Origin of the sequence: Hyalangium sp., assembly GCF_035629615.1 — a bacterium.
Taxonomy (GTDB): domain Bacteria; phylum Myxococcota; class Myxococcia; order Myxococcales; family Myxococcaceae; genus Hyalangium.
Map to the genome: position 1 here is coordinate 19,244 of NZ_DASPHO010000448.1, position 11,368 is coordinate 30,611.

An 11,368-nucleotide genomic window follows, 5' to 3' on the forward strand; every position below is an offset into this window, starting at 1 on the left:
TCCGAGTTATCGTGAGATGAGGGTCGTATGTACGACGACGCCCTCGAAGTCCGCCACCTCGCGGAGTCCTTGCTGTACCGGTACGCCACGTGTCTGGACGATGGGCCGCTGGAGCACTGGCCCCGCTGCTTCACCGAGGGGGGCCACTACCGGCTCATTCCCCGAGAGAACCTCGAGCAGAACGTGCCGGTGGCGCTGATGAACTGCACCTCCCGGCAGCAGCTGGAGGAGTGCGTCACGACGCTGCAGCGGGCCCATGCCACCGTGCCCTATGCCTGCCGCCACCTCTATACGAACATCCAGATTGAGCAGCCTCGGGGAGGGCGCACCCTGGTCCGAGCCAACTACGCCATCTACCACACCGTGGAGGAGGGCGAGGTGGACCTGCTCAGCATGGGGCGGCTGGAGGCTCGCGTGCTGCTGGATCCCCAGCCGCTCTTCGAGCGCATGGACGTCATCTACGAGGTGTGCCGGCTCTCCGGGTTGAAGGTCTACCCGCTCTAATCCGGAGAAGCGCTGCCGCGCCCGCGTCGGCGCCCATTGTCCTGGTACAAGGTCGCACATCGCATGCCGAGGACGAGCGCGTTAGAAGTCTACCGCTTTGTCCTCGACAGCTCCCTCGCTCTCCGCCGCGCTTCCCGCCGAGTCCACCCCCGCGGACCCACGTCGAGGCTGGATCCTCTTCTGCCTCCTGGCGCTGTACATCATCTGGGGCTCCACGTACCTGGCGATACGTTGGACGATCCAGGGAGGATTCCCACCGCTGCTGATGGCGGGCACTCGCTTCACGCTGGCGGGCATCATCCTGTACGCGGTGCTCCGGCTGAGAGGCATGCCAGCGCCCACGCGTCCCCAGTGGAAGGCGGGGGCCTTCACCGGGCTGCTGTTGCTCGTCATCGGCAACGGGGGCGTGGCCTTTGCCCAGCAGTCGGTGCCCTCGGGCGTCGCGGCGCTGGTGGTGGGCAGCATGCCGCTGTGGGCAGCGCTCTTCGGCGGTCTCTTTGGCGGAGTGTGGCCGGGCCGCGCCGAGCGCTGGGGGCTGGCGCTGGGCTTCTTCGGCATCGTCCTGCTCAACGGCGGAGGCGAGCTGGGCCACCAGTGGCTGCCAGCGCTCGTGCTGCTCTTCGCACCGGTGAGCTGGGCATTCGGCTCCATCTGGGGGCGGCGCAGCCCCTCCATGCCCCAGGGGCTGATGGCCACCGCCACACAGATGTTGTGTGGGGGCGTCATACTGGTGGGGCTGAGCTTCGCCCTGGGCGAGCGCCTGGCCGGAGTGCCTGACACCCGCGCCCTGCTGGCGTTCGGCTACCTGGTGGCCTTCGGCTCGCTCGTCGCGTTCAGCGCCTATGGCTACCTGCTGCGCAACGCACGGCCGGCGATCGCCACCAGCTACGCCTATGTGAACCCCGTGGTGGCGGTGCTGCTCGGCGTGGGTCTCGGTGGCGAGACGCCGGGCCCCTATGCCTTCGTGGCGATGACGGCCATCCTCGGGGCGGTGATGCTCATCACGCGCAAGGCCGCCGCTCAGCCCCGCCGGGAGCCCAGCGTGCCGGTGCCTGAGACCACCACCCCCTGAGAGCTGGTCAGCACAACCTGCCGCGCTGAAGCGCAAACTGCAGGCGTTCGTTCACGGTGCGTGACGAGAAGGGGGCTCAGAAGGCGGCGCTGGAGGGCCGGTTGCTGGAGTGGAGCGCGCGGTCGCTCACCCTCGAGGTCTCCTCGATCCCGACGGCGGCGCCCGGCCTCTCACCCCGCCTGGAGCCTGGGCGCCCGCCTGCGCTCAGTCGCCAGCGGCGAGCAGCTCGGCCAGCTTCTCGCCCACGCCCTCCGCCGAGGGGGGGGTTCTGTCCGCTGATGACACGGCCGTCCACCACGACATTGGCCGTCCAGGCCGCGGCCTCGACATAGCGTTGCAACTCATCGTTGCATGAGAGGAACATGCCACGTGGGCCCTTCGAGCTGCGCCGCGTGTCGAGCTGCGCTCACACTTGGGAGAGCTGACCCGGCAAGGCGTCCTCGAGTTGGTAGAGCAGCTCACCGCGAAGAAGTGACCTCGCCGGGCTCGAAGCGCGCGAGGAAGACCTTGAACTGCAGCGAGACGAAGATCGGCCGCGGTGCCACCAGCCGGGTCTGGGCGAACATCGAGAACAGGGCGGCATCGGACTCGATGGGCCGCATCGTCGTGAAGGCCTGGCGCCGACGCTCCAGTTCGTCCGGTGGGATGCCGTACGCACGCCACCGGCGCAGCTCCACGTTCGACAGCTCGGCGTCCTTGCCGACGCGGCAGCCCAGGACGAAGGGCGCTCCGGGCTTGAGCCGCCGGGTCACCTCGCGCAGCAGCTCGAGGCGGCCCTCCTCGTCGGCCACATGGTGCAGCACCCCCATCATCTGCGCTCCGTCGAACGGTGGGCCAGGGGGCAGTGTGTTCAGCTCGCCGACGTGCAAGCGCGTCCGGGAGAGCAGCCCCTCTTCTTCCAGGCGCTTGTGGGCGACGGCGAGCATGGCGTCGGAGGGATCGACGCCTGTGAAGCGCCAGCCCGGCACGCTGAACCGGGTGTAGGGCACCAGCTCCGCGCCCGTGCCCAGCCCCACGAAGAGCAGTGACGCCGCATCCTGGCCGTCCAGCTGGCTGGCGAGCGCGCTGACGCCGAGCTCATACATCGCGTGGCAGCCGGCGAGGGAGACGGAGGCCTGGGTGTCGTAGTGGGCGGCGCGGTCGGCACCAAAGCCCGGCACGATGTGCTGGGGAGAGGGGGTGGGGTGCTCGTGAGCCATGACGTGTCCTCCAGAGGGCCGCGCGAGGCGGGCGATGATGACCGGAGGATGCGCCGGGACGCCAGCGGACGGGAGAGCGGGGATTCATGCCGGATCGGCGGGGATTTCGGTCCCACGAGTCTGGCCGCTCAGATGGAAATGGGTGTGCGTGCAAAACTCGGAATGGACGAGGAGCCCGCCGGACCTTCATAAGGAGGCAGCGGGTTCGATTCCCGCCGCCTCCATCCCGAGAAGCCCAGCAATCTTAAAGGGTTGCTGGGCTTTTACTGCCTTCTGCTTCTTCATGTGCCCCCTGTGTGAACGGGTGGGAGATAACGCGCTGCGAACGCGCGTAGCAGCAGCTCGGCTTGGTCGAGCCAGGAGGCATGGGCCGGGGTGTAGAGCACCCGCACACGCGGGGCATTTGCGTGCAGCCAGTCGCGCGTCTGCTGGGCAATGTGGCTGGAGCCGTTGTCCCAGATGAGATGGATGCGCCGCGCATCGTGATGGTCGCCAAGCACTTGGGGGAGCACCGCCCGCAAGCAGGCTCCGTCATTGCGTTCCAAGCACCAGCCCCGCATCTGGCCGGAGTGCACCACCAACTTCACCAGGAAGTTCACCGTGCCATGCCGTACGTACTCGAACTCCCGTCTCTCGATATGGCCCGGCCTCATGGAGTGCTTGGGGCACCTGCGCTCCAGCCCCGGCTGGCTCGCAGCAAGCCAGGCGAACCACTTCGACGCGCTGCAGGGGGGGAAAGCTCCCGCGGACGGCCGGAGCACGGTGCATCCTTCACCACGTCCGCTCCGAGTGCTTCGAAGCGACGACACAGCGCCCAGATGGTCCGCCGATCCTGACCGAGCCGCTCGGCCAGCTCCGACACGATGGTGTCCGGGTCCGCCATGGCCAGCAGGATGCGCGCTCGGCACGCCATGCGTTGCTCGGTTCGTCCGTCTCGCACCAAGCTCTCGAGGTAGTCGACCTCGGCTCGCTTCAGATGGATCAGCCGCGGGGGGCGTCTTCTCATCGAGAAGAGCTATGCATCCCCCGCGACTATGTCTACGCACTTCGTAGACACTCCACTAGCCCGCCTCTCTCTCATCGCCGCCGCAGGTACTCCGCGAGCTTGTCCAACGTCTGGAGGCCGAGCTCGACCGCGCCGAAGCCGACGCCGGCGTCGCGCTGGGCCTTGGTCGGGTGGAGCTGGCGCAAAGTCACCACGGTCTTCTTGTCCTTCTGTTCGTCGAAGGTGATCGTCACCCGGAACTTACCGGGGTCGTTGTCCTTGTCGGGGCCGTGATCGAAGACCAGTCGCTCCGGGGGCTTCACCTCGAGGAAGGTGACGCGGTTGTCGTAGCGGTGACCGTTCGGCGCGATGAGATCGAAGCGCCACCTCCCGCCGACCCTCACGTCCATCTCGTGCATCACGCAGGTGAAGCCCTTCGGACCGAACCACTCTCCAATGCCCTTCTCCGTCCAGGCGCGGAACACGAGTTCTCGCGGGGCGTCGTACACGCGCGCGATGACGATCTCTCGCTCCAGCTCCCAGGTCGTCTCAGCTCTGCTCGTCTCAGCTCTGCTCGTCTCCATGATCTTCCTCCTCCTCCTTCGGGGTGTCGGTGATGGGTTCGCGCGCCTGCAGCTCGCGCAGGTAGTCGCCCAGGCGGTCGAACCGCTCCTCCCACGCGCGCCGCGTGTGCTCGGTCCACTGGGTGACTTCGCGCAGCGCCTCGGCGCGCAGGCGGCACGGGCGTCGCTGGGCATCCCTTCCGCGTGAGATGAGCCCCGCGTGCTCCAGCACCTTCAGGTGCCGGGAGATGGCGGGCAGGCTGATCTGGAACGGCGCGGCCAGCTCCAGCACGGTCGCATCCCCCTGGGCCAGGCGCTCGACGATGGCGCGCCGCGTCGGATCGGCGAGGGCAGCGAAGGTGGCGTCGAGGGGCGAGGCGTTGGACACGGCGGTTTCCCGAGAGCAGAGCTGTATTTAACCTGAATGTTAAATACGACCGGACAGCCCGGGTGTCAAGGTCCGGCTCCGGCCCCACCGGAGCGGAGGCCTTCCAGTCCAAACGGGGGGTGCGCTCCTTCCTCGGCTCCTCCACCGTCGCGGCAAAGGCGGGGCTCTCCTCCTCCAGCCCCGGCTCCTCCCCCGCTTGAGGGAGGCAGATCCTGCTGGATCTCGAGTCCGGGAAGTTCACGGTGACGGTGCGCGCCGATCAGTTCGACAAGCTGAACGACAACCTGCGCAGCGTGGCGATCATCGCGTTCCTGGGGCTGTGCGCGTGCGGCTTCATCGTGGGAGCGTTCATCTCCTTCGCGCAGAAGCCGTGGATGTACGGGAACGTGCCGGTGCTGGGGATCGTGGGCATCGCGCTGGCGGCGGCGCTCTTCGGCGGAGTGTTCACCTGGTACCTGTTCCGTGGCCGACTACGCAAGGTCAGCGTGACGCGCTGGCTCAAGAAGCGACGGTAACCGTGGTAAGAGGGCCCTGAGTTCCGGCTGGGATCGCCCTGGCTGCTCACGCCCGTTCTCCCCTCTGCCCAGCCGACTTGAAGACGTCATTGACGGCCCACGCACAGGGTCGAGGAAGAGAGCCATGGTGCGCACGCTGGATGAGAAGCCGCGGGGTGCCGAATCCCCGCTCGATGTCGAGCAGGACGGAGCCTCGGGAAACTCCATGATCACGGCGGAACCGTGACCCGCCCGAACCCGGCGCAGCTGGAGCGGGCCCGGCGATTGCTGGCGCACGAGGGTGCGGCCGGCAGCGCGGGCGAGCCTGAGACGACGGCCGCCAGCCGTGTCTACGACAAGATCCATGCGCACACGGCGCCCCTGGTGGGCTCCATCGGCGTCCAGCTGTTGTTCCTGAGGAGCGCAAAGCTGGCGAAAGGCGATTTCGAGTGCTTCGCCGAGGTCTCCAGCCTCGAAGGCCCGACGAAGCTGCGCGAGCGGCTGCAGGCCAAGGATCCCGCCGTCACCATGGAGTCGGCCGCGATGCTGTTTGCAACCTTCTTCGCGCTCCTCACGACCTTTATCGGAGAGCGACTGACGAACCAGGTACTCCGCAGCGCCTGGTCGACACTCGAAGGGGCGGCACCCTGGGAGACAAACGAATGAGCGACAGCGTTCCGATTCGCAAGCTGAGCACCGGGGTGCCGGGGCTCGATGAAGTCTTGGGCGGCGGGATTCCGGAATTCTCCTTCAACCTGATCGCCGGCGGCCCAGGCTGCGGCAAGACGACGATGGCGCATCAGATCGCGTTCGCGAACGCGAGCCCCGAGCGGAGGGCGGTGTACTTCAGCATCATCGGCGAGCCTCCCATCAAGATGCTTCGCTATCAGCAACAGTACGACTTCTTCGACGCCGCCAAGGTGGGCGACGGCACGGTTCGCTTCATCCACCTCGGCCAGCAGGCGCTCGAGGGAGGGATGGGGAAGGTGCTGGAAGCCATCGTGCAGGAGATCGAGAAGTCGGCTCCGAGCATCGTCGTCGTGGACTCCTTTCGGGCCATGGTGCGAAGCACGCTCGCCACCGGGCCAGGCGGCGAGCGTGAGCTGTCGGACTTCATGCAGCGCCTGGCGCTGATGCTCACCAGCTACGAGGCCACCACCTTCCTCATCGGGGAGTATGCGGACGGCGAGCATGACAGCGCGGTGTTCACGGTGGCCGACGGGCTTATCTGGCTCTCCCAGGCCCTCGATCGCAACTCCGTCGTGCGCAAGCTGCAGGTGATGAAGATGCGGGGCCAGGGGCAGATCCCCGGCCTGCACACGGCCCGCATCACGGGCGCGGGCTACAGCGTCTTCCCGCGACTTCTCAAGCCGGCGGAGCTCATCGCCAGGCACCCGCTCGAACATCGCCTCTCGACCGGAGTGCCAAGCCTCGACGAGATGTTAGGGGGTGGCATCCCGAGCGGGTACTCCATGCTCATCGCCGGGCCTTCGGGTTCGGGCAAGACGGTGCTCTCCAATCAATTCATCGTCGAGGGAGCCTCGCGCGGCGAGAACGGGATCGTGGCCATCTTCGAGAAGCGGCCCAACGACTATCTCCAGACCACGCCGCGCGGGCAGGAATTCGAGAAGCTGGTCCGCGAGAAGCGGTTGGAAGTCCTCTACCTGCGCCCGTTGGATCTCTCGATCGACGAGACCTTGCTGGAGATTCAGAATGCCGTGAAGCGCCTGGGCGCCAAGCGGGCGGTGATCGACTCGCTGTCCGGTCTGGAGCTGGCGCTCGCGCCCACGTTCCGAGAGGACTTTCGCGAGTCACTGTACCGGATGATGGGAGCGCTGACAGGGCTCGGCGTCACGGTCCTGGCGACGGTGGAGATGGCCGACTCCTACAACGATCTTCGGTTCAGCCCCCAGGGCATCGCGTTCTTGACGGACGCCATCATCATCCAGCGCTACGTCGAGCTCGACGGGCAGCTCAAGCGGGCAATGGCGGTCGTCAAGGTGCGCTCCAGCCAGCACAGCAAGGACCTGAGGGAGTACGAGATCTCGTCGGACGGCGGGATCGCCGTGGGCCGGGCGCTCAAGGGGTTCAAGGGCCTGCTTACAGGCACTCCGAGCGGCGAGGACAGAGGAGGCGGATGACGAAGCAGGAACTGGAAGCGCCCTCCTGGCGCTAAACGGGTACATGCGCGTGCACAAGGGGCGAGTCATGACAAAGCAAAGCATCACCGTCGAGCTGGACGACGAGACGATCCGCTACCTGTCCGTGCTCGGCCCGCCGACCGACGTGCTCGCGCGCCTGGCGTATTCCGCCGCCGAGGGCGTGCGCCACCCCAGCTACCCGAAACGCGACCAGACCGACAAGAGCCTGCGCGTCGAACGGGACAAGTCCGACGACCGCGATGAGGGGAGGCGCAAGCTCCTGGCGGTCGAACGCGAGTCCACCGACAAGGATCTGAGCGGCGAGCGCTCTCACTCCGATACGGTGCTCGTCGACCAGCGCGAAGCGAACGAGCGGATGGTCGGCGCAACGATTCGGGCGCAAGAGCTGGCGGACGTGGCGGACGCGGCCAAGGAGCGCGCGGAGGAGAGCGAGCGCGAGCTGCTCGCGGTGGCCGAGTTCCGGGAGATGTTCATTGGCATCCTCGGGCACGACCTGCGCAACCCGCTGGCGTCGATCGGCATGGCCGCCGCGTCGCTGCTTCGGCGCGGACATCTCGACACGCACGACGCGGAGATGGCCGCGCGCATCATCCGCAATGGCCAACGCATAAGCCGGATGATCACCCAGCTGCTCGATCTCACGCGCGCGCGTCTTGGTGGCGGGTTGTTGATCGAACCGAAGCCGGCCGACCTGCGTGAGATCTGCCAAAGCGTCGTCGAGGAGTTCGAGGCGACCCTTCAATTGGAGGTCGAAGGCGACGTGACAGGCGCCTGGGACGCGGATCGTCTGGCGGAAGTCTTCTCCAACCTCACGGGCAACGCCATCCAGTACGCCACGCCTGGGACGGGCGTGGTCATCAAGGCACGCTCCGACGGAGCGGCCGTCGTCGTCGAGATCAGCAACCAGGGCGAGCCCATTCCCGCGGACGTCCTCCCGTTCATCTTCGAGCCGTTCCGCCGAGCGCGCCATCACGAGAAGTCGGCGAGCGGGAATCTCGGCCTCGGCCTCTACATCGCCCACCAGATCGTGCTCTCGCACGGCGGCACGCTCGAGGGGCACTCCGCTGACGGCACGACAACCTTCGTGGTGCGCCTGCCACGCCGTCCTCCCGGCGCTGGCACGTCTTGATCCTGTAGGCTCCAGCGCGGACAGCGCCCGCGGGCGCTGTGTAGAAGCGTCATCGACGGCCCACGCGAGGGCCTGGGAGGGCTGCCATGCTGCGCAAGCTGGATGAGAGCCTGTGGGTCGACGAACAACCGCTCACGTTCATGGGGCTGGCCGTCGGCGCCCGCATGACGGTCGTCCGGCTCGCGGATGGCGCGCTCTGGGTGCACTCCCCGCTGCGCCCCACTCCGGAGCGGCGCCAGGCCGTGGAGGCCCTGGGGCCCGTGCGCTTCCTCGTCGCTCCCAACAGGTTCCACCACCTGTTCATCGGCGACTGGATGGCCGCCTACCCCCAGGCCCGCGCCTACGCCGCGCCCGGCCTGCCTGAGAAGCGCAAGGATCTGAGCTTCCACGCCATGCTGTCCGAGGAGAGCTCCGCGGAGTGGGCCGGGCAGATCGACGTCCTGCCCTGGCGCGGCGCGCCCACGCTGGGGGAGGTCGTCTTCTTCCACCGCGCCAGCCGCACCCTGGTGGCCACCGACACCGTGCACAACATTGGCCCCGAGGCCGCGCCGATGACCCGCTTCGCCTTCAAGGCCCTGGGAGGCTATGGCCGGATGAGCACCTCGGTGATCGACCGCTTCCTCAACCGGGATCGCGCCGCCGCTCGGGCCACCGCGGATTCCATCCTGAAGTGGGACTTCCAGCGCGTCATCCTCGCCCATGGCCACATCGTCGAGCAGGACGGAGCCCGGGCCTTCCGCGAGGCCTATGCCTAGCTGTAAGCCCCCCCTCTCGGGCCGGGCGCGTCACAACCTTCCAGATCGGCACTCCCTTGAGGGGATGGGCGGTGAGCCCCTTTTCCGGAGGTGTCGATCATGTCCAAGGAAGCTCAGAGCTTTCTGACCGTATTGCTCTCGCTCGTGGTGCCAATCCTCGTACTGCTGCTGGTGAGCTTGATCACCGGGGGCGCACTGAGCATGAGCATAGGAAGGACAGGAGCCCTCTTGGGCGTAGCGGGCGGGAGCAGAGCGGGAGGTGAGGGACGCTGACGGGTAGCCCATGAGCCGCACTCCGGGCCGGCGCAGAAGCCATTCATCTCCAGCAGACACACGCCTGCCCAGCCCAGCCGCCTTCCCAGGCGGGACGCGGCAGGGGCCTGGCTCTCTTGGCTGGCTGTGGCGGCTTGAGCTTCAACACCCCGCGCTCTGGGGCGGCCCTCGCGCAGGGGCCAGGTGCGCACTCGCCGGGGGCAACCCCAGGTGCTCCACAGTCGCTCGCACCCCTCCCGCCTCCTTCACGTACGCCAACACCCGAAGCCTGCCTCCACACCTGCCGCAGGCGAACACATCCAACACGAAGGTCCTTCGTAGCAGCCCTGCCCAGTCCACTCGCGCTGTCCGCTCCTTCCTCGTTTCCTGCCTCAAAGCTGCCTGGGGCGCCTCGCTCGCCTCCTCCGCTCCCTCTTGGGGGAGCAGAAATGGCCGCAGCTTCGCGCCCGGAGCAAAGACGCCATGGAAGCGGGTGAGGTTCAGCTTGGGTGGGGGCACCAGGGACGCCATACGCCGTAAAAGTTCCAGCCCGGTGAAGAAGAGGTGAGAGAGCGGACGCCGCGAGTGGACTGTGCCGGGTGAGTGGGCAGGACATTCGCAGGCTGACACGCTCTGCGTCACCTGCGCCCGGAATTGTCACCGCACGGCAGGCGGTGGGGAGGTGCGCCACCTTGGTTTCGCGGGGTTGGCGGTGCGCGCCGCCCTGGCACGTCGGGTGCTCGAGTCCGGCCATCACCTCAAACACAGTGGAGCCCCCATGACAGCACCCCTGAGACTCAGGACGAGGATGAAGTGCCTTTGGGCAATGCTCGTCGTCTGCCTGGCGAGCGTCACTGCCCGCGCCGAGTCACCGCCCGAGCCGGAGGAGCTCTCGGAGCAAGGCTCGGCCGAGCAGCGGCGGCGCAAGTCCGCCCGGCGTGTGCTCGCGACGCAGGATGGCTACACCTTGGCGATCGACGAGCGAGGCACCCTCTGGGAGTGGGGAAGCGCACGCGGACATGGCCCCGCGCTGACTGCGCTGGGTGAGACAGTCAGCCCCACGCCGGCCCGGGTGAGGGACATGCCGAAGACGGTCTCCGTCTCCATGACGAACGGCCTCATTCTTTTCCACTCCCTGGCACTGCAGGAGGACGGCAAGGTCCAGGCCTGGGGCGTAAACCAGTACGGCCAGCTCGGAGATGGGACGACGACGCCCCGCCTGACACGCGTGACGGTGCCAGGCTTGACAGACATCGTGGCCATCGCCACAGGGGGAGTCCACTCCCTGGCGGTGCGCGAGGACGGCACCGTCTGGGCCTGGGGGAACAACCAAGTCGGCCAGCTGGGCGATGGGACGCTGGCTGTCTCGCGCTCCCTCCCTGTCCAGGTCGTGGGATTGACGCGCGTGGTGGCCGTGGTTGCCGGCTTCGCCCACTCGCTGGCCTTGCGTGAGGATGGCACCGTGTGGGGCTGGGGAGACAACACCTATGGTCAGCTCGGCACTGGCACGGGACTCTTTCATCTGGTGCCGGTGCGGATCATGGCTCTGACGGACGTGGTCGCCATCGAGGCACGGGACGACTCCGCCTACGCCGTCCGCGCCGATGGCACGGTGTGGAGCTGGGGTATCAACTCATCGGGCATGCTCGGCCTGCCACCAGAGATCACCCTTCAACCTGTACCCGCACAGGTGCCCGGGTTGACACGGGTGGTGTCTCTGGCGGCAGGCAACATCCATGTGCTGGCGCTGCGCCGGGATGGCACGGTGTGGAGCTGGGGCAGCAATGGAAGTGGGGCGGTCGGCCACGGGCCTCGGGCTGGCATCCGCACTCCGGGGCCCGTGCCCGGTCTGCACGGGGTGGAGG

13 protein-coding genes are annotated in these 11,368 nt (G+C 67.5%); 8 read left to right on the forward strand and 5 right to left on the reverse strand.

The window, feature by feature from the left end; all coding sequences use genetic code 11:
• The first annotated feature begins 27 nt into the window (after positions 1-27).
• Together VD972_RS22990 and yedA are read left to right on the forward strand one after the other, a co-directional pair.
• Complete coding sequence (locus VD972_RS22990) at positions 28-504, forward strand: aromatic-ring-hydroxylating dioxygenase subunit beta (protein WP_324990405.1); 477 nt, start codon at positions 28-30, stop codon at positions 502-504.
• A 97-nt stretch (positions 505-601) separates the two neighbouring features.
• Positions 602-1,576: a drug/metabolite exporter YedA gene (gene yedA, locus VD972_RS22995; protein ID WP_324990407.1), complete on the forward strand. Its 975-nt coding sequence runs from the start codon at positions 602-604 to the stop codon at positions 1,574-1,576.
• Positions 1,577-2,034: 458 nt separating this feature from the next.
• On the opposite strand, the gene VD972_RS23000 is transcribed toward yedA, so the two are convergent.
• The 5 genes from VD972_RS23000 to VD972_RS23020 form a co-directional block, all read right to left on the reverse strand.
• Positions 2,035-2,775: a class I SAM-dependent methyltransferase gene (locus tag VD972_RS23000; protein ID WP_324990409.1), complete on the reverse strand. Its 741-nt coding sequence runs from the start codon at positions 2,773-2,775 to the stop codon at positions 2,035-2,037.
• Between the two features lie 281 nt (positions 2,776-3,056).
• Positions 3,057-3,428, reverse strand: a complete 372-nt coding sequence (locus VD972_RS23005) for a transposase (protein WP_324990411.1) — start codon at positions 3,426-3,428, stop codon at positions 3,057-3,059.
• Positions 3,425-3,781, reverse strand: coding sequence for a helix-turn-helix domain-containing protein (locus VD972_RS23010; protein WP_324990412.1), 357 nt, complete (start codon positions 3,779-3,781; stop codon positions 3,425-3,427). The genes VD972_RS23005 and VD972_RS23010 overlap by 4 nt, the downstream gene beginning before the upstream one ends.
• Positions 3,782-3,852: 71 nt before the next feature.
• A complete protein-coding gene (locus VD972_RS23015; protein WP_324990414.1) occupies positions 3,853-4,344 on the reverse strand; it encodes an SRPBCC family protein in 492 nt (163 codons plus the stop codon).
• On the reverse strand, positions 4,325-4,711 hold the full coding sequence (locus VD972_RS23020) for a metalloregulator ArsR/SmtB family transcription factor (RefSeq protein WP_324990416.1): 387 nt from the start codon (positions 4,709-4,711) through the stop codon (positions 4,325-4,327). Before VD972_RS23020 ends, VD972_RS23015 begins: the two co-directional genes overlap by 20 nt.
• Positions 4,712-4,953: 242 nt before the next feature.
• Between VD972_RS23020 and VD972_RS23025 the strand changes: the two genes are divergently transcribed.
• The 6 genes from VD972_RS23025 to VD972_RS23050 form a co-directional block, all read left to right on the forward strand.
• Positions 4,954-5,226 (forward strand): hypothetical protein, encoded by a 273-nt coding sequence (locus VD972_RS23025; protein ID WP_324990418.1) that lies wholly within the window; start codon positions 4,954-4,956, stop codon positions 5,224-5,226.
• A gap of 264 nt (positions 5,227-5,490) precedes the next feature.
• Positions 5,491-5,871 (forward strand): hypothetical protein, encoded by a 381-nt coding sequence (locus VD972_RS23030; RefSeq protein WP_324990420.1) that lies wholly within the window; start codon positions 5,491-5,493, stop codon positions 5,869-5,871.
• The gene (locus VD972_RS23035) at positions 5,868-7,346 is read left to right on the forward strand and encodes an ATPase domain-containing protein (protein ID WP_324990421.1); all 1,479 of its coding nucleotides are present in this window, start codon (positions 5,868-5,870) and stop codon (positions 7,344-7,346) included. The genes VD972_RS23030 and VD972_RS23035 overlap by 4 nt, the downstream gene beginning before the upstream one ends.
• Positions 7,347-7,413: 67 nt before the next feature.
• Entirely contained in the window at positions 7,414-8,496 is a 1,083-nt protein-coding gene (locus VD972_RS23040) for a HAMP domain-containing sensor histidine kinase (protein ID WP_324990423.1), read from the forward strand.
• Between the two features lie 86 nt (positions 8,497-8,582).
• The gene (locus VD972_RS23045; RefSeq protein WP_324990425.1) at positions 8,583-9,251 is read left to right on the forward strand and encodes a DUF4336 domain-containing protein; all 669 of its coding nucleotides are present in this window, start codon (positions 8,583-8,585) and stop codon (positions 9,249-9,251) included.
• Between the two features lie 1,078 nt (positions 9,252-10,329).
• On the forward strand, positions 10,330-11,368 hold a 1,039-nt coding region (locus VD972_RS23050), incomplete at its 3' end, for an RCC1 domain-containing protein (RefSeq protein WP_414654103.1).